A 22,063-nucleotide genomic window follows, 5' to 3' on the forward strand; every position below is an offset into this window, starting at 1 on the left:
GCAAGGACGCAAGCCTGTGTCCCTGCTGCCGCATTCGGCAGTTTGCGGCGGCGGAATGGCCCCGCAACCGGCCGCTGTCATGCTCCTGAAATACGAGTCTGATTTGGACAAAGGAGGGGCGGTCTGACGAAAGGGTGAGCGACGTGGCAGAGACACTGGAAACGAAACACTTCAGGACCTTGTTCATTTCCGATATCCACCTGGGTTCCAAGGCGGCAAAGACCGATTTCCTTCTGGATTTCCTGCGCTACCACGAGGCCGAGACGATCTTTCTGGTCGGAGACATCGTGGATGGCTGGCGGCTGAAGCGCAGCTGGTACTGGCCGCAGGGCTGCAATGACGTGGTGCAGAAACTGCTGCGCAAGGCGCGCAAGGGCACCCGCATCGTCTACATTCCCGGCAATCACGACGAGTTCCTGCGTGCCTTCCCCGGCGTTCACTTCGGCGGCATTGAAGTGGCGGATCGGATGGTGCATGAAGCCGCCGACGGCCGAAAATACCTCGTGCTGCATGGCGACGAGTTCGACGTCGTCGTGCGCAATATCCGCCTCCTCGCTTATCTCGGCGATTGGGCCTATGACGCAGCCATTGCCATTAACGTGGTACTGGCCGCTGTTCGTCGCCGGCTTCACCTACCTTACTGGTCGTTTTCGGCCTGGGCCAAGCTGCAGGTCAAGCAGGCCGTCAATTTCATCGGCGAATTCCAGAAGGTCGTGGCCGAGGAAGCCCGGCGCAACAATGTCGACGGCGTGATCTGCGGCCATATCCATCATGCGGTGATGGAGGATATCGACGGCATCCGCTACATCAACACCGGCGACTGGGTGGAAAGCTGCACGGCCATCGTCGAGCACATGGATGGCACATTCGAGCTGATCTCCTGGCAGCATTCCGGCCAGACGGTCGAAATTCCGGCGCTGCTGGCGCCGCCCCTTACGGCAAAAGGTGACATGCAGGCTGCCTGAACATTCACCTGCCGGCTCTCCCGGCAGATTTGCCTGCCGTGCGCGTGCTTGATGTCTGAGCGGTGGCAAGAGTGTGGCGCATGCTGTGCTTGCGTGGTAAAGCGATCAAATTCCAAGACGATTCCCGATCGCCCAACCCGCCGCCGTCAGCATGGGAGCCCCCGTGGCCCAGGCTTTTTCCCCGATTGCCATTCCCCGTCTGTTTCCCGTTCGTTGCGCGCTGGCCTATGCGGCAGCGCTTGGCGTCAACGGTATTCTTTTGCCATTCTTTCCGGTCTGGCTGAAATCGCTGGCGCTCGATGAATGGCAGATCGGCCTCATCCTGTCGGTGCCGATCGTTCTGCGCGTTCTCTCGGCGCCGGTTGCCGGTTACCTTGCCGACCGGCTGTCGGAGCGGGTGCGTATCCTTCTGTTTTCCGCCGTCCTCTCCATCACCACCGCACTTCTGCTGATGGTGGTCGACGGGTTCTGGATGGTGCTTCTGGTGTTCAGCCTGCAAGGGGCAGCCTTTGCGCCCTTCACGCCGGTTCTGGAAAGCATCACTGTCATGGGCGTGCGCCGCTGGGGTTATCGTTATGGCACGATAAGGGTCTGGGGCTCGATCGGGTTTGTGGCGATGACACTTCTGGCGGGCGAGGCGATCTCGCGCTTTTCCGCCTCCGTCGTGCCGCTTGTGGCGGCCTCGGCCTTTTCCTTGACGCTGGTGGCGGCGCTCATCGTGCCGCGTCTCGGGCGCGCTGCCGCACTGCCGGAAAAAGTGGTTTGCGCAAATCAGTCATCGATGATCGCCGCGCCGGACCTCAACCTCCTGATGATCGGCTGCACGCTCGTGCAGTCCACGCATGGCATGTATTACGCATTTTCCGGCATTCACTGGCAGCAACTCGGCTTTTCCGGGTCTGAGATCGGTGTGCTGTGGTCGGCGGGCGTGGTAGCGGAAATCCTGTTTTTCTTCCTGTCCGGCCTGATTGCCCGAAAGGTTTCGCCGGTCGGGCTGATGGTGTTCGGCTCGGTGGTGGCCGTGCTGCGCTGGGTTCTGTTCGTCCAGCCGCTCGGCTTCGTGAGCGCCACTCTTTTGCAGTGCAGCCATGCCTTCAGCTTTGCCTTCCTGCATTTCGGCATGCAGCAGAAGATCGTCGAGAGCGTGCATGAAAGTAAGGAATCGACGGTGCAGGGCACCTATTTCTTCTATAACGGCGTGTTTCTGGCCACATCGACCTTCCTGGCCGGCCTCATCTACCGCGAGTTCGGCCAGAACAGCTATTACCTGATGGCGCTTGTGGCGGCCGGTGGCCTGGCACTGACGCTGAAGGCCGCACGCAGCAACCCACGACGGGCCGGTAGCGAGGCCGGCGTCTGATAAAGCCGGATTTGCAGACAAGGCTGCGTTTCTTCCCGTTCGCCTTTTATCTTGCCGGCCGTTCACACGCCGTACCTTGCCGGTGGCGTACGGTCAGAAAACGACCTGTGGCTTTGAGGTTACTGCTCGGCCTTTTTGGCTTTGGACAGCATGGCAATTCGCACGGTGGCGGCTATATTGCGCCTCTTAAGTGCGGGATCAACCGTGCGTCCGAGCAGTAATAGATGCCCATGAAGCCGAAGCCCGTCAACGACCGGTCTGCCACAATCGAAAAAGATGAATCTGCTGGCGAGGGGGAACGTTATCTCCTGTCGGGGGATTGGCGCAACCGTGGCATTTCGGGGGTTCTGAAAGATCTGTCTGTCCTGGAGACGCAAGAGGCAGCCGGCAGGCTTGAACTCGACGTCTCGGCCATTGACCAGGTCGACACATCCGGCGGCTGGCTCATTCGCCGGCTGATCAATGCGCGCCGGGCGCAGGGTGGTGATGCCGTTGTGGTGGGGGCAAGCGAGCAGCTGAAGGAGCTGCTCGATGTCATGCCGCAGGAAACGCCGGCCCCGCCTGCCAAGGCCGCCGACAATGCCTCGCTGTTCCAGCGCGTCTTTACGCCGCCCGGCCGCGCCATCGTCGAGCTTTGGCAGGATGCCGTTGCCGCCATGAACATTCTGGGTTCTGCCGTGGGTGGTGCGCAGCTGAAGCTTGGCCGCGGCACCGGCATCTCGCCGGCTTCCGTCGTCACCCATATCGACCGGATGGGCGTGCGCGCCGTGCCGATCATCATGCTGATGTCCTTCCTGATCGGCGCCATCATTGCTCAGCAGGGTGCCTTCCAGCTGCGATATTTCGGCGCCGAACTGTTCGTTGTCGATCTCGTCGGCATTCTGCAGCTGCGTGAAATCGGCGTGCTGCTGACGGCCATCATGATTGCCGGCCGCTCCGGAAGCGCCATCACCGCCGAAATCGGCTCGATGAAGATGCGCGAGGAAATCGACGCGCTGACTGTCATCGGGCTCAATCCCGTCGGCGTGCTGGTGTTTCCACGTCTGGTGGCGCTGACCATCGCGCTGCCGCTTTTGACCATCGTTGCCAATTTCTCCGCCCTTTATGGCGCAGCCATCGTCGTGTGGCTCTATTCGGGCATCACCTTCGAGACGTTTCTTGCCCGCCTTCACGAGGCGGTGGAATATTCGTCCGTTGCATCCGGCATGATCAAGGCGCCGTTCATGGCGCTTGCCATCGGCATCGTTTCGGCCGTCGAGGGCATGAAGGTCGGCGGCAGTGCCGAATCGCTTGGCGCCCATGTCACGGCGGCCGTGGTGAAGTCGATCTTCGTCGTCATCCTGATGGATGCGCTTTTTGCAATCTTCTACTCCGCAATCGACTTTTAGGATGGGTATGGCCGTTCAGGACAATGTGATCGATGCGGTCGAGCATCCGGAGCCGGGGAGCGTCATCCTGTCTGTGCGCGATCTGACGGTTGGTTTCGGCACGAAGACGGTGCTGGAAAACCTCGATCTTGACATTTATCGCGGCGAAATTCTTGGTTTCGTCGGCGCTTCCGGCACCGGCAAATCCGTGCTGATGCGCACGGTGCTGCGCCTTCTGCCACACCGGTCCGGCACGATCGAGATCCTCGGTGTCGATTACGAAAAAGCCGACGATCGACAGCGCATGGCGCTCGATATGCAGCTGGGCGTGCTGTTCCAGCAGGGTGCCTTGTTTTCCTCGCTGACGGTGAAGGAAAACATCCAGCTGCCGATGCGCGAATATCTCGACCTGCCGCAGTCGCTGATGGATGAGCTGGCCTATCTGAAGATCGAGCTGGTTGGCCTTGCTGCCGACGCGGCGGACAAATACCCGTCCGAGCTGTCCGGCGGCATGATCAAGCGGGCAGCCCTTGCGCGGGCGCTGGCGCTCGATCCGGCGCTGGTTTTTCTCGATGAACCGACCTCCGGCCTCGACCCGATCGGGGCTGCCGAATTCGACATGCTGATTGCAAAGCTGCGTGATACGCTCGGCCTTACCGTCTACATGGTCACCCACGATCTCGACAGCCTGTTTTCCGTCTGCGACCGTATCGCGGTGCTTGGCCAGAAGCGGGTTCTGGTCGAGGGAACGCTGGATGACATGCTGGCCTGCGACGATGCGTGGGTGCAGTCCTATTTCCGCGGAAAGCGGGCCCGGTCCATCGTCACCGACGACGGCGCAACCGGCACAGTGCCAGGAAAGTCTTGAGAGCCATGGAAACAAGAGCCAATTACGCCATCGTCGGATTTTTCACCCTGCTGGTCGTGGCTGCCGCCTTCGGTTTCGTCTACTGGATGGCGCAGTATGGCCGCAGCGGACCGACGGCCGAAGTGGCGATCCGCATTCCGGGTTCCGCAAACGGGCTTTCGGTGGGCTCTGCCGTGCGTTTTAACGGCATTCCGATCGGCTCCGTGCGCAGCCTGACAATCGATCCGGAAGATCCGCGTTACTCGATTGCCTTCACCGAAGTGCAGACGTCTGCTCCGATCTATCCCTCCACCAAGGCTGTGCTGGAAGTGCAGGGCCTGACGGGTGCGGCCTATATCGAAATGTCGGGCGGCCGCACGGACGAGGAAAACCTCCTGAAGACATCGGAAGAGACCGGCCGGCCGGCCGTGCTGATTGCCGACCAGTCGAGCGTGACCAACCTTCTGGCCACCGCCGACAAGATCCTGCAGCGTGCCGATGATGCAATCGGCCAGATCCAGGGTTTTGTCACCGACGCGCGCGGGCCGCTGACACGCACCATCGAACATGCCGAAGCCTTTACCGGCGCGCTCAGCTCCAATTCCGATGCCATCGACGATTTCCTGCGCAGCCTTTCGACGCTTTCCGTCACCTTCAACCGCGTATCCGAACGGGTTGATTCGACGCTGGAAGCGGTTGATGGTCTTGTCCGTGCGGTGGACGCCCAGAAGATCAACAACGTCATCACTAATGCCGAAAAGGTCACCGGCGACATTGCCCAGTCCACGAGCAATATCGGTCCGATCATGGAGCAGGTGAAGGAAGCAGCCGGCGGCTTCAACCAGGCGAGCGTCGAGGCGCAATCCGTGCTGAAGCGCGCCGACAACCTGCTGGCTGCCGTCGATCCGACGCAGATCGGAAACGCCGTCAACAATATCACGGCGGCCTCCGTCGATGCGCGTGGCGCCATCGCCTCTGCCCGTCAGGTGGTCGATAACGTTTCGGCGCGCCGCGACGAAATCAACAATGCCATCCGTGACTTCACCGACATGGCGCAGAAACTGAATCAGGCCTCGACGCGTGTCGACACCATTCTGGTGAAAGTGGACACGATGGTGAGCGGCGACGATTCCAAGGGGCTGTTTGCCGAGGCGGAAAAGACGCTGCAATCGATCCGCGCGACGGCTGACAACCTGAACGCCCGTATCGGCCCGATTGCCGACAACCTTGCCCGCTTCTCCGGCACCGGCCTGCGCGATGTGCAGACGCTGGTGGGCGATACCCGCCGCGCCGTTGACAACCTCAACCAGACCATCACCAATTTCGACCAGAATCCGCAGAGGCTGATTTTTGGCGGCGAGTCGGTGAAGGAATATGACGGCCGTACACGGCGTTGACGGGAGCGAGTAACCCAATGATGGACACACACATGCTGAAGCGCCCGGTCAAAACCACCGCCTTGCTTGCCCTTCCCCTGATGGCGTTGCTTCTGGCCGGCTGCGGCACGAAGGCCAATAACGACACGTTCGATCTGTCGCTGACGCCGATGGCCGATGCGCCGACGGCGCGCAACAAGCAGATCCTCGTGCCCGAACCGACGGCGCTGAAATCGCTCGACAGCGAACAGGTCCTGGTGCGCGTCTCGCCGTCGGAGATCCAGTATCTCGCCGATTCGCAATGGGGTGACCGCCTGCCGCGCATGGTGCAGTCGAAGCTGGTGCAGGCTTTCGAAAACACCGGCAAGCTTGCTGGCGTCGGAAAGCCCGGGCAGGGACTGGCCATCGATTACCAGGTGGTGACGGATATCCGCGCCTTCGAGATCAACACTTCCGGCCCACGCACGGCCAATGTCGAAATCTCGGTCAAGATCCTCAACGACCGCAATGGGTCGGTGCGCGCCCAGAACGTGTTCCGCGCCAGCGTGCCGGTCTCAGGCGAGGGCAATACCCAGCTGATCGCCGGCATCAACCGCGCCTTTGCCAAGGTCGGCGCCGACATCGTCGACTGGACGCTGCGCTCGCTTTAAGAGGCTATTTCGAAGGAAATACGGCTTCGCGGGATTGGCCAATGTCTGCGGAGCATGGCCTGAATTGAGGTCGTGTATTGCGTGCGCCATTGCACTCACGCCTTTGAATAGGTCCTTTGGCGGATGTCTTGCTGATGTCATTGCAACCGCCTAGACGGGTCGCCATCAATGAATATCGGCAGAGGCATGGGACATGGGGATCAGAAATATCCTGATCGAAGGCGGCTCCGGAACTGGCAAGACAACAGTGGCGACGGAGCTGGAACGGGGCGGTTACCACGCGGTGCACGGAGACCGTGTTCTCGCCTATCAGGGTGATCCCGTAACAGGCGCAAGGCTCCTCCCTGCCATGGCTGCACGGCACGCGGACGACCCGGACTTTATCTCCCAGCATCACATCTGGGATGTGGAGAGAGTGAAGGCTCTTGTGGCTGATCACACTTTCCCCGTCACCTTCCTTTGTGGCGGCTCGCGGAATTTTTCCCAGTTCATCCATCTCTTCGACGCGGTCGTCGTGCTGGATATCGACATCGAAACGCTGAACCACCGTCTTGACGGCAGACGGGATGAATGGGGTTCAAAACCGGCCGAACGGGCGTTGATCCTGCGCCAGCACGCGAGCCGCGAAGGCATTCCACCAGGCGCCATCAGCATTGATGCAACTCGGCCGATTTCCGATGTCGTTGATGATATCCTTACCCGGTGCGGGTGATGCAAGCGCCTGCCCATTCGCGTGGGTGAACGCGCTGCACCTTATGGCAACCATCTCGGAGAACAGGTCCAACCGGGCGGGGCTCTAGCCTCTGGCGGTTACTTGCAGATGGCGTGCAAGAAAATTCCGGGCCTTGAGGAAGCTCCAAGTCCTGGGCGCATCGCGGACCGGGCCGTCTTCCGCCAGAACATCGCGGAGCGGGCAGGCGAGCAGTTGGGCGGCCTCGTTGCGATCTTGGGCATATCGGGCACCGTCCAGGATCACTTGGGCTGTTGAACGGCTCACGGTGAGGAAGAAAAGCTCCGGGTGGCAGAAGACCGGATCATAGGCAAGGCCGATGGCGAAAGTTTCAGCGCGGTCGAGATCTGTGACGGCAATTTCCTCTTCGATTTCCCGCGCAATCTCAAGGGTGAGATCCAGCTGATCAAAACCCTCGGCTGGCTCCGCGTAACCACCGATCAGATAAAGTCCGCCAGGGTTCTGTTCGGCAGCAAGGCTTCGTCTTGTGACGATCACCTGCGCGTCTGCGGTCAGCACCACGGCGGTCATGCCGAGCGGGTCTGCCCTTTCGGCACGCGGATGCTCGACTTGAAAATCGGCATGGCGTGTCGCCACATAGGCGGAATAGGTTGTGCGATTTCCAACGATTGTCAGCCTGCCGCCCTCGATGCTGTGGCTCGCCATCCGCATCAGCGCGCCGTCAAAGACGGCCGCACTTCTCGCACGCAGCGCTTGCCAGCGGGCGGCGCGCTCGGCTTCCACCTCTTCGGAAAGCTGAAAGGTCCCGCGCACGTGGCAATCAATCCGATCGGCCGGGATGCTGAAGGACTGGTCTTCGAACACGAAGCATCTCCGGTTTTGCAGAGGGTCTGATGGCGCTCCGCCCAATCTGGTCTGGCGCAAAGAAGGGTCCGCTGCGTCTGCCCAAAAAAGACAAGGGGGAAGCAGCGCCACCCCCTTGTCCGATCAGTGCGAAGCCCCGACGTCTGCTCGGGACATCGGGAATGTCTTCACGGTGCGGGTCCGCTCAGCTGAACCGGCCGGCGGCGTGGGCAAGCATGGTGTAGACCTTGCCGGTATCCGAGGTCAGGTAGCTCTGCGTTACGCTGCGGTCGCGGTCGGTGCGGGCCACGTCGGCGAGCAGCTTTTCGAAATCGGCGATGTAACGGTCGACGGCGGTGCGGAATTCCGGCTCGCGGTCATACTTGCGCTTGATGTCGTCAAAGGTCTGCTGGCCCTTCAGCGTGTAGAGGCGACGGGTGAACACGTCGCGTTCGCCGCGCTGGTAACGGCGCCAGAGATCCACCGACGCATCGTGATCGATGGCGCGGGCAATATCGACCGACAGCGAGTTCAGCGATTCGACCATGTGACGCGGGTTGCGGCTGTCGCCGGCGCGCGTCTGCTGTTCGGATGCGCGCTGGGCCGGCTGTCGGACCGGCGCTGCAGCTTCCGCCTCGTCACGCGAGGCGCCACGCAGGAGATCGCTGATCCAGCCGCCGCCTTCGCCGCGCTGGGCAGGTTCTGCCGCACGCGGGGTCACAACAGGCGCCCGTTCGGTTGGCAGGCTACCGCGCAGGCCGCCGGGCAGCGGCTCGCTGCGGGGGGCAGGCTGAGGCGCCTGGGGAGCGGCCGGTGCGCGGGCGGGCTGGGCGGTGACGGCAGCAGGTGCCGGCGTGGGCCGCGGAGCCTGTGCCGGAGCTGGGGCCGGGGCGGGACGTGCAGCCGGCTGCGGGGCACTTGCGCGCGGAGCGGCGACGTCGGAAATTTCCAGCGTCTGGGCCGAACGGCCGACGAGGGCGGAAATATCCTGCAAGGCCTTGATCTGCTCGGCCACGGCCCGGCGCATGGCGGACGCGCTTTCCTTGGCCTCTTCCGGCAGGTCGAAGGCGCCCCGCTTCAGTTCGGTGCGGGTATCGTCCAGTTCCTTGCGAATTTCGCTTGCCGAGCGACGGATCTCGTCCGTTGCGCCGGCAAAGCGGGCGATAGCCTCCTCGACCGACTTGCGCAACGTGTCGCGCAGGTGATCGGCCGCCTGATCGGATTTGCCGGCGGCATCGGCGAGCATGCGCTCGACATCCGAGAGCGAACCGGTAATGCCGCCGCGCATACGCTCGGCAAGGCCGCGGGCACGCTGTTCGGCGTCGGCAATCGTGCCTTCCAGCGCCCGGTTGGCTTCCTGGCTGGCACCCATCAGGGCCGCCCGCATGCCATCTGCCGTCTGCTGGGCGCGACCTTCGGTCTCTGCCAGCGAACGGTTGATATCATTGAGCGAGCCGGAGAGGTTTTCGCGAAGCTGTGCACCCACTTCGAGCGACCGTTCGCCGGCGCGCTGGAAGGCGCCGTCGACGACGCCCGAGAGGTTGCGCATGTTCGTCTCGATTTCTTCCGAGCGCTTGACGAGGCCGACGGAAAGCGCGCGCAGGGCATCCTGACGCTCGGTCAGGGTGCTCGCAAGGTTCGACTGGGCCGCGCCCAAGAGCGAGGAGGCCTGATTGAGAACGGTGGTATATTCATCGAAGCGACCGACGATGGCACCGACCTGCGACAGTGTCTGGCCAGAGATCTGGCCGAGGCGATCGACATTGTTTTCGAGAAGCCGGCTGGAGCTGGACACCATATCGGCAGCGCGCGTGCTGGCATCGGTAAACCGGGCTGCCGTTTCCTCGAGCTTCTGGTCGGCCTGACCGAGCTTTTCGGATGCCTGCTCGACAGTGACGCCGATTTCGCGCGCGGCATGCTCGACAAGGCTTGCAATGCCATTGTTGCTGTTTTCAAGCCGCGTGATCAGATCGTTGACGCTGTTGGCAAGGCTGTGCTCGCTGTTGCGGATCGCGCCGGTGGCCTGCTGGGTGCGTTCGGAAATGGCAGCGAGCGTTTCGTTGGTGCGCGACGAGATCGCCTCGACCAGCGAGCCGTTTTCCTGGCGCAGGCGCTGAGCATTCTGCTCGGCGGCTGCAATCAGGCGCTCGGCACTTTCGCCGGCTGCCGCTGCCAGACGTTCCGCTGCGGTGCGGCCTGTTTCTGCATACTGTTCGACGACAGGGCGGGCCTTTTCGTCGATAAGGCGCGACAGTTCTGCCGAACGGGCAGACAGCATGGAGTTGAGGTCGCGCGAGCGGGTGTCGAGGCTGGAGCGGATCGCTTCGCCACGGGCTTCGAGCGCCTTGTCGACGGCTTCGAGTGCCGCATTGATGTCGCCGGTGGTTTCGGTGAGCGCCGTGCGGATGCTATCGCTGCGGGCGGCAACCGTCTGATCGACGGAATTCAGCGTCTGCTCGATGCTGCCGGCGGTGTTGGCAAGCGAGGTGCGGATGGCCGTGCCGCGCTCATCGAGCGTGCGTTCGGCATCGCCGAGCGCCTGGGTGATGCTGCCGACCTGACGCTGTACGAGGCCTTCTGCTTCCGAAACCTTGTGCATGATGGAATTGCCGGCCTCGGAGAAGGCCTGCGCCACGGCGGCGGCCTGGCCTGCGAGACGGTTCTGCGTTTCGCCGATGCGGCCGGCAATGTCGTTCGAGCGTTCTTCCAGCGCGCGGGCAAAATCCTGATGGCGCTGGTCAACGGTTTCGGCAAACTGCGCGCCGGCCTTGTTCAGCGTATCGGCAGAGCGCATGGCTTCGTTGTCGAACTCCTGGGCCGCAGTCGTCACGGCATCGCGCAGCGAGCTGGCAAGCGTCGAGGCCTTGCCTTCGATGGTGCGGCTGACATTGTCGAGGCCCATGGTGATGGCGCGGTCCATGGTGGACAGGCGCTCGTCGACGCGGGCCGTGCCGGCATCAAAACTGCCGGTGATGCGGTTGGCGGCTTCCATGCTCAGGCGGTCGAATTCGCTGGTGCCTTGGCTGAGGGTTCCGGCGATGCGTTCGAGGCCTTCTGCGTTGACGCGTGCAAGCTCGGCGGTGCGCTCGGCCAGCGTCTGCGACAGGCTCATGCCGACGCCTTCCACCATGCCCGAGACATTGCCGATCTGGTTGCGGATGCGGTCTTCGAGGCCGACAAACGTGTCTTCGATCCGATGACCGGTGCGGTCGAGCGTCGAGGAGACGCCGCCGACCGTCTGTTCGACGCGGCTGGAGAACTGATCGGCCGAAGCGGTGATGTCGCGGGCGGCTTCGCCAAGCTTGCCGGCAATGTCGCCAGCGGTATCACGCAGGCGGGTTTCCAGCTCGATGCCGGCGGTGTCAATGACGCCGCGCAGGGCATCCTGCTGGTTCTCCAGCGACATTTCAAGCATGCCGGTGCTGGTGGCAATCGTGGTGCCAAGCGAGGTTGCCTGATCGAGAAGCAGGTCGCTGAGCTGCGCCTGAGCATCGATGAGCGTCGCAGACAGGCTTTCGTTGCCGCTTTCGATCGTCGAGCGCATGCGCTCATGGCCGGTGGAGACAGTGTCCGACAGGCGCTGGTTGCCCGTTTCCATCAGATCGGCAAAACGCTGTTCGCTGGAGCCGATGACACCTTCGACGCGGCCAATGCCCTGGCCAAGTGTGTTTTCGAAACGCTGCGTGCTGCCGGTGAGGCTCGTTTCGATGCGGTCCGCTGCGCTGCCGACCGTACGGTCGATGGCATCGTGGCCGATGACGAGGGTGCGCGCGAGATCGGCATTGCGGCTTTCGAGCGACTGGTCGAGGCGCTGCTGGTTTTCGCCGTAGACAGCACGAAGCGTTTCCGTGCGGCTGGCAAAGCTCACCTCGATGCGCTGATCGGCCTGTTCGACGGTCGACATCAGTGCTGCCGTCTTTTCATCCACGAGGCTGGAGAGGCGGTCTTCGCTGATCGAAATCGTGGCGCTCAGTGCCATCGTGTGATCATCGAGGACTTCGCCGAGGCGGTTGCCGGCACCGCTGACCATATCGCCGAATTCGTTAACGCGGCGCCCCAGATCGCTGTCGATGCGCTGCTGGCCTTCCGACAGGGTGCGCGACATGGTCTCGGCAAGGTTTGCCAGACGGTCTTCGCTGAGCGAGATCGTGGTGCTGAGCGCCATGGCCTGATCATCAAGCACTTCGCCAAGACGTGTGCCGGCGCCGCTGACCATTTCGCCAAATTCGTTGACGCGGCGACCGAGATCGCTGTCGATGCGCTGATGGCCTTCGGCCAGCGTGCGCGACATGGTGTCCGTGAGGTTGGCAAGCCGGTCTTCGCTGAGCGAGATCGTGGTGCTGAGCGCCATGGCCTGATCATCAAGCACTTCGCCAAGACGCACGCCAGCGCCGCTGACCATTTCGCCAAATTCGTTGACGCGGCGACCGAGATCGCTGTCGATGCGCTGATGGCCTTCGGCCAGCGTGCGCGACATGGTCTCTGTGAGGTTGGCAAGCCGGTCTTCGCTGAGCGAGATCGTGGTGCTGAGCGCCATGGCCTGATCATCGAGAACTTCGCCAAGACGTGTGCCGGCGCCACCCACCATTTCGCCAAAATCGTTGACGCGGCGACCGAGATCGCTGTCGATGCGCTGATGGCCTTCAGATAGGGTGCGCGACATCGTGTCGATGCGGCTGTCGATGAGGCTGGACAGGCGCTCCGGCGCGCCGGCAACCGTCTGTTCGATGGCTTCGGCCTTTTCGGTGATAACCGTGGCAAAACGCTGGTTTCCAACCTCAAGCGACTGGATGAGCGAGGTGGAGCGATCCGTCAGGCGCTCCTCGAAACGGCCCTGGCTTTCGGTGAGCGCATTGGCAAGCTGGTGGCTGCGCTCCGTCAGAACCGCATCCATGCGCGCATGGGCATTGCCGAGGCTGCCGGTGATTTCGGCAGTACGCTCGGTCAGCGCGCCGGTCATGGCGGCGTGACGACCGTCGATACCCTCGATCAGGTCCTGCGCATGGGTATCGAAGCTTTCGATAAAGATGCTGCTGCGGATTTCCAGATCGTCGTTGAAATCGCGGCTGCGCTGCTCAAAACCTTCGGTGAGCGTGCGGGTGCGCTCATCCATCGTGTCGGCAAATTCGCGCGTTGTCTGCTCGATGCTGCCGGTGATCTGGCGGCTGCGGCTGTCGAGGTTATCGGTGAGCGTGCGGCTGCGCGTATCGAGATCGTCGATCAGGCCACGGCTGCGTTCATCGATGGCATCTGAAATCGTCTTGGCGCGGTTTTCGAGGTTGCTGTCGAGGGCGGCGGTTCGGCTATCGAGGTCTTCCACAAGGCCGCGGCTGCGCTGGTCGATGCTGTTGGTGAGCGAGCGGGCGCGCATGCCGAGCGTTTCGTCAAGCGCTGCCGTGCGGGTGTCGAGGTCTTCGACCAGACCGCGGCTGCGCTGGTCAAGATTTTCGGTGAGGGTGCGGGCACGGGTTTCGAGGTTTTCGTCCAGTGCGCGGGTGCGGCTGTCGAGCCCGTCGATCAGGCCACGGCTGCGCTCATCAATGCCAGAGGTCAGCGTGCGCGAACGCGCCTCCAGGCTGTCGTCGAGGCTGCGGGCGCGGGTATCGAGATCGTCGATCAGGATACGGCTGCGGTTGTCGAGGCTTTCGTCGAGCACGCGGGCCCGGGCGTCAAACCCTTCGGTCAGCTGGCGGGTGCGCGCATCCATGGTTTCGGCGAGCGTGCGGGCATGGCCATCCAGCGTGCCGGTGATGTCGCGAGCGTGGGTGCCGAGCGTCTCATCAAGCGTGCGGCTGCGGGCGTCGAGGCTTTCGTCCAGCTGGCTGGCGCGTGTGTCAAAGCCGTCCGTCAGCTGGCGCGTGCGGCTGTCCATGGTTTCGCCAAGCGCGTGGGCGCGCTCCGCCAGAGTGTCGGCAATCGTGCGGCTGCGGCCATCCAGGTCTTCGACAAGGCGGTTGCTGCGGCTGTCGAAATCCTCGACCAGACGGTTGGCGCGCGTGTCGAGGCCTTCGTTGAGGGCGCGGTTGCGCTCTTCCAGCTCGGCGGCGAGCCGGCGCGCGCGGCTGTCCAAAACCTCGCCCAGCTGGCTGGTGCTGGTTTCCATGGTGTTTTCGAGCATTTCCTGGCTGGTGCCGAGCGTTGTGGCAAGCGTCAGGGAATGATCGGTAAAGGCCGAGCCCAGCCGTTCGATGCTGGTGGACAAAATGCCTTCCAAGGCATCGGAGCCGCCGGAGACGGTTTCGCGGATGCTGGAGAGGCTTTCGGTGAGTTTGGAGCCAAGCGTGCCGGCGCGCTGATCGAAGGCAGTGGTGAATTCTTCAAGGCCGGTATCGAAGGTGGCGCTGAGCTGGCCGATCGTGCCCTGCAGGCGTTCTTCGAACAGGCCCGTGCGCAGGTCGAAATCCATCACCGTATCGTCGGCGGCGTTCTGCAGGGTCTGGCGGAAGCCGGCGCCCTTTTCATCGAGCGAGCGGTTGAGCGTCGAGAGCACCGTGCCAAGCGACGTGGTAATCGTGCGCTCGCCATCCGTCAGCGTTTCGTTGATATCGCGGGTGCGGGCCAGCAGCGTTTCATTGAGCAGGCGCGTGCGCTCATTCAGCGCCGCATTCAGCTTTTCGGTGCTGGCATCGAGCGTCGAGGCGCGGGTCTCGAACTGGCCGAGGATTTCGTTGCCGCGCGACGACAGCTTCGAGCCGAGCGTTTCAAGCCGTGTATCGAATTCCGTGGCGAGCGACGAGCCGGAGGCAGTGAGCGCGCCGATCAGGCCTTCGGTCTTGGCAGACAGAAGCGAGCCCAGCGCATCACCGGCGGCATTGGTCTTTTCCATGAGGACGGCGGCGCGGGTATCGATCATCGAGGCAAAGGCCTCGCCGGAGGTCGCAAGGCGCACCGCAATCTCTTCGGTGGCGAGCGACAGCTCTTCCTTCATGTTCTCATGCGCACCCAGGATGGAGCTGCGGATGCGCTCGGCATGGTTGACGATGGCGTCGCGTTCCGAGCCCAGTTCGTGGACAAGGCCGCGCACCCGCATCTCGTTGTCGGCGTAGCTGCGTTCCAGCGCGTTCACTTCGGAGTGAACCAGCGTTTCCAGCTCGGTGGCGCGCGCAATGGTGCGCTCGATGCCTTCGTTCATCGCCGAGACTTCGCGGCGCACGGCCTGACCGACGGTCATGATCCGTTCCGATGCAATCGTTTCCGGCTCCGACAGGCGAAGCGCAACCTCGGCCATGGAGCGGGCCGCATTGCGCAGGTCCTGCGCCCGCGCCATCATGATGGCGAAGGCGAAAAACAGCATGATCGGCACGAAGATGCCGATAAAGACGGCAACGACGCCGGGCATGGCGACGAGATCGGCAACGGATGACACCTGCCAGATCTGCGCGCCATAAAGGAGGTGGGCAAGGCCCGCGCCGCCAATGGCCCACAGCAGCGAGACAATGCCGGCATTGCGCAGCGACGAGCGCATGGAGCCGCTCTCCAGCGAGCGGAGGATGGCCGGCGTGCTGCGGCGTCCGCTGTCATTGGCGGGCTCGAAGCTTGGCGATTTCGCCGCGCCTGGTTCCGGCGGCAACGCCTGGCGGCTCGGTTCCGGCGGCCGAGGGCGCGGTGCGGATGCCTGGGCTGATGGCTTTGCTGATGACTGGGCTGGGCGCTGCGTCGGCGTTTCTGGCACCTTGGTGGCCTCCCGGGCAGGGGGAACGGATTTTTTCGACGCTGCCGGCTGCATCGCTTCCTCGAAGTCGATTTTCAGCGCGTCTTCCAGCGCCTGGAACGCGGTTTCGTCGATCGACTCGTTGTTCGGATTCTTCGCCATGCGGTTACGCCTCGTTACCATACTCGTCCGGCTGATCGTGGGTTTCACCCTGCCGCGTGAGGCGAAACTGTCGATCCGGCCGTACCGGGTCCCAAGACCGGGCATACAGCCGGCTCAGTGTCCCGTTCACTCTCGAACCCGGGGAGCCTTCCGTCGCAAAGACGTCATAAGAAAGGCTTGACCGGTATCCGGGCTGGTGCCGGGCACATGCCCACACCAGTTCCAGTCGTACTGTAGTGGCACATTAGCCTTCCAGACACAATTCGGGCCGTCATCATGGATTGGATGCTGTTTCGTTGTTAACAGATTTTAAACCGCACTTTAACGACTTTCCCCTTGATTTCGCGCGGGTTACGGGAAATTAACCATAGTGTGAGAAAAACTGCCGCGATTGCGCCGGAATTTAACCGGATAGCGAGCCGGCCCTGACACCGTCGGGGACCGGAGGAGAGGCAAGGGACGAACAGTCGCGATGCCCAGCAGTCCGGCAGAAGAAGGGAACTGACAGCCTGCCGTCGCGGCTCTCGCGCCGGCGCCCGTCTGTTCCGCACGGCAACAGAGGATGAACCGGTTCATGGCCGCGGTCAGTATTGCTTTCGAAATGCCCGAAAACGGAAGAGGCGAACACCCATCGACATCCCGTCCCATCGATCTCGTGCACCTTGCGGTGCAGACGATGGGCGACAAGGATCTTGAGGCGGAGGTGCTGCAGCTCTTCGCCCGCCAGGCGCGGGCTGCTCTGCACGAAATGAGCGGTGGCGCGAACGAGCAGGTGGTTGCAGCGGCCCACAAGCTGCGCAGTGCTGCCAATGCCGTTGGCGCCTTTGCCGTGGCAACGGCTGCCCTTGGCGTGGAAAGCGATCCGGTGAATGCCGCCGCCCGCGCAAGCGTTGCTGCCACGGTAATCGAGGCGGAAAATTTTATCCTGAAGCTTTCGCGATAAACGGGTCCGCAGCGTTTCCCGAACACGTCTGCGGCAAATCTGCTCCGCAAGGCCGTGTGCTGGTGTTAAAAGGGTTCTCAACGTTGACTGAAGCGGCGAATTGTCGGAAGACATCGCCGTTTTGACTTCAGTTTGCAAGGATCCGACATGACGCAACTCACCATCGTCGCCTTCGACGGAACGCGCTTTGACATCAATGCGGAGCCCGGCTCCACCGTGATGGAAAACGCCGTCCGCAATTCCGTCCCCGGCATCGATGCCGAATGTGGCGGCGCCTGTGCCTGTGCCACCTGTCATGTCTATGTCGACGACGCCTGGACGGCAGCCGTCGGCGGACCGGCACCGATGGAAGAAGACATGCTCGATTTCGCCTTCGACGTGCGCCCGACCTCCAGGCTCTCCTGTCAGATCAAGATCACCGATGCCCTGGATGGGCTGGTGGTCAACATTCCCGAACGCCAGGGCTGAGGCCGTCAGCCACCCGACACGTCGGCACGCCCACGCCGTTTTCAGGAATGTCAGGATGGCAGGCAAAAAAACGCCTCGCTTGCGCGGTTGCGTCAAGCGAGGCGAAGGCGGGCGTATCACTGTCGAGCGAGGGAGGGAGCGCTTACAGCTTGTCGATACGCCAGGAGAACACCGGGAAAAATCAAAAACGCGGACGCCAGTCCGTAGAGGCCTGCATGCGATAGATTTGTGTCATTGCATAGGCATCGGGGCATTGAGCTGAGGGGCAGTGGTCACCGTTGTCGCCAACGCCGCCACGATGGCGACAACGGAACCAAACTTCAGGGAACCTCGTATCGTCCAGCCCCTCAGTGATTTTGACTATATAAGGTTCCAGAAATATTCATACTGGAAGAAATAACCAGTCATTGACCATAGGTTGCGCAAGCTTCGAGCAAGCTTCCACCGTGGCTGAAAAGTCAGGCATGGCATGCCGGCCGGTTCACGCATGTCCCAGCGGGCGTCAGATCTTGTGTCTGATCAGATAGTTACTCGGAAGAGCCGGTGCGATGCCTGAGAAGGCGCATCATGCGCGCCTCGAAGTTCTTGGCTTCCACCATGTCGAATCGCAGTTGTTCGACATCGTGGGCATCGATGATCCGCCGGCTGGTGACCCCGACCTGCTGCTCCAGCGTCGCGCAGCTACGGGTGGCGGGCAGGGCGCGCAAGGCCTGCTCCAGAGCGCGCGCATGCTGGCGGGCAATTTCGGCGTGGCGTTCCTCGTGCCGCTTGATGTCGGCCGACAGCGTGTCCCAGATCAGCGCAAGCGAGCCATCGGCGCGCTTGCGGTTCTTCCAGCGCGGCAGGATGATCCGGGTGGAGAGCGTGACGTTGACATCGCCGATCGAGCAGCGGCCCTCGCTTTCGTGATAGGTGATATCGCCGCCGAATTTGATTTCGGTGGCGCCGGGGTGGCGGAACCCTGTGCCGCCGGTCAATGGCCCGCGTTGGGACAGTTGCGTATCGAGATCTTCTGCGGTGCGGCCATTGATGGAGAAATAGGAATAGCTCTTGGTGATCTGCGGCGCGCTGTCGGCGGCCACCGGAAGCGCCAGAAAAGCCAGGCATGTCCTCAGAATCAGGGTGCGACGGCGCATTAAGGACATTCTGATGCCTGTGTCATTGAGTTTGGCGGGAGCTTGGGGCATAGGCCTTGGGATCGCAACACATGCTTGCGAAATTCTTTGTGGCAAACAGGATCGGCTTTGACGTGACATCGTGCGGCAACACCATCTGGCAGGTTGGCGGCGGGCGGTCGCTGGCTCTTGGCGCCGAAGGCCATCTGATGGCCATCATCAACGTGACGCCCGACAGCTTTTCCGATGGCGGCCGACATTTGCAGGTGGAATCAGCCGTTCGCCATGCGCTGGCCTGTGTGGAGGCGGGAGCGTCCATTCTCGATATCGGCGGCGAATCGACACGGCCGGGTGCCGAGCCCGTCGATCCCCGCGAGGAACAGGCGCGCGTGCTGCCGGTGATCGAGGCCCTCTCCAAACAAACCAACGCGCTGATTTCCATCGATACCTACAGGGCCGAAACGGCGCGGCTTGCGATGGCCGCCGGTGCCCATATCGTCAATGACGTCTATGGTCTGCGCCATGATGCCGATATGGCCCGCGTGGTGGCCGAGACCGGGGCGGGCCTGGTAATGATGCATACCGGTCGTGGCCGCGAGGCCGACAAACGTGCCGACGTTGTCGACGACCAGCTGTGGTTTTTCGAAAACGCATTGAACACTGCCGCAGCCGCCGGCATTGCGCGCGAAAATATCGTGATTGATCCGGGGTTCGGCTTTGCCAAGAACCGCGAGGAAGATTTTGCGCTGATGGCGCGGTTTGCCGAACTGTTGGTGCTGAAGCTGCCCTTCCTCATCGGCACTTCGCGCAAGCGGTTCATCGGTTCTGCCACCGGGCGCGAGCTGGCCGGTGACCGCGATGTCGGAACGGCGGCGACCACGGCGCTGCTGCGGCGTGCCGGCGCTTCGATTTTTCGCGTGCATGACGTGGCAACCAACAGGGATGCCCTGCGCATTGCCGATGCGGTGCTTGCCGCCGAAGGGGGAACGAGAGTTTGAGCATCTATACCATTACCCTGAAGAACTGCGCCTTTTTCGCGCACCATGGCGCGTTTCAGGAAGAGGCGGTTCTCGGCCAGCGTTTTTTTGTCGATGCGGAATTCGACGTGCCGGCTGGCCGGGCGCTGACCGATGACGATCTGACCGATACCATGCATTACGGCCATGCCTTCGAGGTGATCGAACAGGTGGTGACCACCACACGCCGGGCGCTGATCGAAGCGCTGGCGCAGGATGTGGCACTGGCCTTGTGCGAAAAGTTTCCGATGATCCGCCGCGCCGCCATCACCGTGCGCAAGCCGAGCGTGCCGATTGCCGGCATTCTCGATTACGTGGAGGTGCGCGTTGAGCATCGCCCCTGATACCGGCGTTATTGCCGCAATCGGCTTGGGCGGCAATCTCGGCGATCCCCGCCGCGCGATGGCGACAGCGCTGCAGCAATTCGATGCCCGCCCCGACTGTCGAGTGCTTGCCGTCTCAAAACTTTACCGCACGCCGCCCTGGGGCAAGACCGACCAAGCGGATTTCTTCAACGCGTGCGCGCTTCTCGAAACGCAGCTTGCGCCTAAGGCGCTGCTCGATCTCTGTCTCTCCATCGAGCGGGGCATGAAGCGGGTGCGCATTGAGCGCTGGGGGCCGCGCACCATCGATATCGACGTGCTGACATATGGCGACCGGGAAATCCATGTGGAGGGGCTTGATGTGCCGCATCCGCGTATGGTGGAGCGTGGTTTCGTGCTGTTACCGCTTGTCGATATCGCAGCGGGCATGATGGTGTCTGGAAAGACCGTGGCGGATTGGGCCGATTCCGCCGATCTCGCAGGGATAGAGATCGCGGACGACAGCCGCGACTGGTGGCGCTGAGCGCCACCTTGGGAAAAGAAAATTACTGTTCGATGGAGCCGACGGCGATCTGGTCCATGTCGCGCGTCAGCGACAGGCCGATGACCGGCACCATGGTTTCTTCCACCTTCACCGAAATGGTGATGTTCATGGAATTGGTGTCCTGCATGCGGGCAATCATGGCGCCGTTCAGCTTGGCGCGGTTGATGCCGAGGACGATCTTGTCGCCGCTGATGGCGCCGGACACGATATCGAGACCCTTGCCATCGGCACCATCCAGGAACTTGCCCTTGTAGGTGGCGCCTGTCTGGGTGATCACGGCAGACATGGGCTGCTTGAACACGCCGACGCGGCAGATGCCATCGAGCTTCAAGCCGGCATCGCCATCGGGCGTCGGTTCGCCGGTGAGATTGCAGGTAAACTTGGTGCCCTTGTATTTTCCGGCGACGATTTCGCCAGGGCCTTTCCAGGCACCGGCGGCACCCTCGAAAAAGGCCTTGTCGCGCGGAGAAGCGACGGCCGAGTGCATCGGGGCGAGAAGAGCGACCGACATGGCGGCAAAAAGCCCGCCTTTTAGGGAAGAGATGCGCGAGACCATAAAACTTTCCTTGGGCGAGCAGCGTCCTGAACAAGGATGTTTTTATATCTCAAATGGTTAACGACGGGTTTATTTAGGGCATTTCGAGGCGCGCTGCGGCCTTGGCTGTCGGGTGTTGGCCAAGGCTTTTCAGCCGCGATTGCCGGTCGAGGTGATATCGGAGAGGAAATCACCGATGCCGGGGCGCTTCAGCGCGCTGAACGGCAAGGGGCGGCAGAGATCCATCGCGGCAATGCCGATTCGCGCCGTCAAAAGCCCGTTGATGACGCCTTCGCCCAGCCGGCTGGAGAGCTTTGCCGCAAGGCCATGCCCCAGCACCTGCTGGGCGATGCCGTCGCCGACGGCAATCGATCCGGTCACGGCGAGATGGGCGATCACGTCGCGCAGCAGGCGCAGCAAGCCGACCGTGCCTGGCCGCCCGCCGTAAAGCTCGGCCATGGCACGCACGAGACGGGTCACCTCAAACAGCACATAGGCGAGATCCACCACCGCACGTGGGCTGATGGCGGTGACAACCGAGGTGCGCTTGGAGGCGCCGAGAATGAGGGCGCGGGCACGCCCGTCGAGCGGGCCTAAAAGCTCGCGTTCGGCAAGCTCGATCAGTTGGGGGCCATCGATGATGTCTTCTTCCGTCGCCTTCAGCGTGGCACGCCCGCGTGCGGTCTCGGCCCGGTGGGACAGAAGCGTTTCGAGCCGCGACACCAGTGCGCGTGCGGCTTTCGCGCCCGGCGTCTTCAAGGCTGCCTCCGCTTCCGCCTTCAGTGATTGCACGGCCGCAAGCCGCATCAGGCCAAAAACTTCCCGCCCGACAACGACTGCAAGCGCAAACACGGCGACGCCGAGCACCGCAACCGCCGTATAACCCAGCCAGTCCGAGCGCGAAAACAGGTCACGCACCACTTGGTCTGCCCAGAGCCAGAAGGCGAGCGACAGGAACGTGCCAAGCGCGCCGAGCGCAAGCTTGCCCCACGAAAATTTTCGCTTGCGCGGAACCGCGATCTCCAGCTGCGCCGCTTCAAGCTCCGGAGGCGTGACGAAGGGATCTTCCGCGTCCGGGGTCACAGTAAACCCGTCGTCAAAGCTGCGCGGCGCGCGCAGCGTCTGCGGCCGTTCCTCAGGCAGCACATAGGCGCCTGGACGCCGCGGCGGGACGGGGGGCAGTGTGTCGCTCATCGGCTGGTCCTCA

General features: G+C 62.5%; 17 protein-coding genes. 12 read left to right on the forward strand and 5 right to left on the reverse strand.

Annotated elements, in window-relative coordinates:
* Window positions 1-134 precede the first annotated feature (134 nt).
* The 7 genes from AC4CWF_RS09070 (at window position 135) to AC4CWF_RS09100 (ending at window position 7,277) form a co-directional block, all read left to right on the forward strand.
* Window positions 135-965: a UDP-2,3-diacylglucosamine diphosphatase gene (locus tag AC4CWF_RS09070; RefSeq protein WP_491285088.1), complete on the forward strand. Its 831-nt coding sequence runs from the start codon at window positions 135-137 to the stop codon at window positions 963-965.
* 163 nt (window positions 966-1,128) lie between these two features.
* Window positions 1,129-2,325 carry an MFS transporter gene (locus AC4CWF_RS09075; protein WP_491285090.1) on the forward strand — a complete coding sequence of 399 codons (1,197 nt, stop codon included), beginning with the start codon at window positions 1,129-1,131 and terminating at the stop codon, window positions 2,323-2,325.
* 230 nt (window positions 2,326-2,555) lie between these two features.
* Window positions 2,556-3,713, forward strand: coding sequence for an ABC transporter permease (locus AC4CWF_RS09080; protein WP_491285317.1), 1,158 nt, complete (start codon window positions 2,556-2,558; stop codon window positions 3,711-3,713).
* A gap of 7 nt (window positions 3,714-3,720) precedes the next feature.
* Entirely contained in the window at window positions 3,721-4,560 is an 840-nt protein-coding gene (locus AC4CWF_RS09085) for an ABC transporter ATP-binding protein (protein ID WP_491285092.1), read from the forward strand.
* Window positions 4,561-4,565: 5 nt separating this feature from the next.
* Window positions 4,566-5,936 (forward strand): MlaD family protein, encoded by a 1,371-nt coding sequence (locus tag AC4CWF_RS09090; protein ID WP_491285093.1) that lies wholly within the window; start codon window positions 4,566-4,568, stop codon window positions 5,934-5,936.
* Between the two features lie 17 nt (window positions 5,937-5,953).
* Entirely contained in the window at window positions 5,954-6,565 is a 612-nt protein-coding gene (locus AC4CWF_RS09095; protein ID WP_491285094.1) for an ABC-type transport auxiliary lipoprotein family protein, read from the forward strand.
* A gap of 193 nt (window positions 6,566-6,758) precedes the next feature.
* Entirely contained in the window at window positions 6,759-7,277 is a 519-nt protein-coding gene (locus AC4CWF_RS09100) for a P-loop nucleotide/nucleoside kinase family protein (RefSeq protein ID WP_491285096.1), read from the forward strand.
* An 84-nt stretch (window positions 7,278-7,361) separates the two neighbouring features.
* Here AC4CWF_RS09100 and AC4CWF_RS09105 read toward each other — a convergent pair whose 3' ends face one another.
* The gene (locus AC4CWF_RS09105; protein WP_491285098.1) at window positions 7,362-8,120 is read right to left on the reverse strand and encodes an NUDIX hydrolase; all 759 of its coding nucleotides are present in this window, start codon (window positions 8,118-8,120) and stop codon (window positions 7,362-7,364) included.
* Window positions 8,121-8,304: 184 nt separating this feature from the next.
* Window positions 8,305-15,912, reverse strand: a complete 7,608-nt coding sequence (locus AC4CWF_RS09110; RefSeq protein WP_491285100.1) for an apolipoprotein A-IV repeat region-like domain-containing protein — start codon at window positions 15,910-15,912, stop codon at window positions 8,305-8,307.
* A gap of 574 nt (window positions 15,913-16,486) precedes the next feature.
* Here AC4CWF_RS09110 and AC4CWF_RS09115 point away from each other — a divergent pair.
* Window positions 16,487-16,855, forward strand: a complete 369-nt coding sequence (locus AC4CWF_RS09115) for an Hpt domain-containing protein (protein ID WP_491285103.1) — start codon at window positions 16,487-16,489, stop codon at window positions 16,853-16,855.
* A gap of 147 nt (window positions 16,856-17,002) precedes the next feature.
* Entirely contained in the window at window positions 17,003-17,323 is a 321-nt protein-coding gene (locus tag AC4CWF_RS09120; protein ID WP_491285104.1) for a 2Fe-2S iron-sulfur cluster-binding protein, read from the forward strand.
* A 527-nt stretch (window positions 17,324-17,850) separates the two neighbouring features.
* On the opposite strand, the gene AC4CWF_RS09125 is transcribed toward AC4CWF_RS09120, so the two are convergent.
* Window positions 17,851-18,459: a DUF922 domain-containing Zn-dependent protease gene (locus AC4CWF_RS09125; RefSeq protein WP_491285106.1), complete on the reverse strand. Its 609-nt coding sequence runs from the start codon at window positions 18,457-18,459 to the stop codon at window positions 17,851-17,853.
* Between the two features lie 71 nt (window positions 18,460-18,530).
* On the opposite strand from AC4CWF_RS09125, the gene folP reads away from it, so the two are divergent.
* The 3 genes from folP to folK are packed head-to-tail and all read left to right on the forward strand — an operon-like array spanning window position 18,531 to window position 20,300.
* The gene (gene folP / locus AC4CWF_RS09130; protein WP_491285108.1) at window positions 18,531-19,436 is read left to right on the forward strand and encodes a dihydropteroate synthase; all 906 of its coding nucleotides are present in this window, start codon (window positions 18,531-18,533) and stop codon (window positions 19,434-19,436) included.
* Complete coding sequence (gene folB, locus AC4CWF_RS09135; protein ID WP_491285110.1) at window positions 19,433-19,798, forward strand: dihydroneopterin aldolase; 366 nt, start codon at window positions 19,433-19,435, stop codon at window positions 19,796-19,798. The genes folP and folB overlap by 4 nt, the downstream gene beginning before the upstream one ends.
* Before the next feature lie 58 nt (window positions 19,799-19,856).
* Entirely contained in the window at window positions 19,857-20,300 is a 444-nt protein-coding gene (folK, locus tag AC4CWF_RS09140) for a 2-amino-4-hydroxy-6-hydroxymethyldihydropteridine diphosphokinase (protein WP_491285319.1), read from the forward strand.
* A gap of 22 nt (window positions 20,301-20,322) precedes the next feature.
* Here folK and AC4CWF_RS09145 read toward each other — a convergent pair whose 3' ends face one another.
* Both AC4CWF_RS09145 and AC4CWF_RS09150 read right to left on the reverse strand, forming a co-directional pair.
* The gene (locus tag AC4CWF_RS09145) at window positions 20,323-20,877 is read right to left on the reverse strand and encodes a hypothetical protein (protein WP_491285111.1); all 555 of its coding nucleotides are present in this window, start codon (window positions 20,875-20,877) and stop codon (window positions 20,323-20,325) included.
* Between the two features lie 129 nt (window positions 20,878-21,006).
* Window positions 21,007-22,050: a YcjF family protein gene (locus AC4CWF_RS09150; protein WP_491285113.1), complete on the reverse strand. Its 1,044-nt coding sequence runs from the start codon at window positions 22,048-22,050 to the stop codon at window positions 21,007-21,009.
* Window positions 22,051-22,063: the final 13 nt, after the last annotated feature.

This window comes from Neorhizobium sp. PAMB6630, from assembly GCF_058242775.1.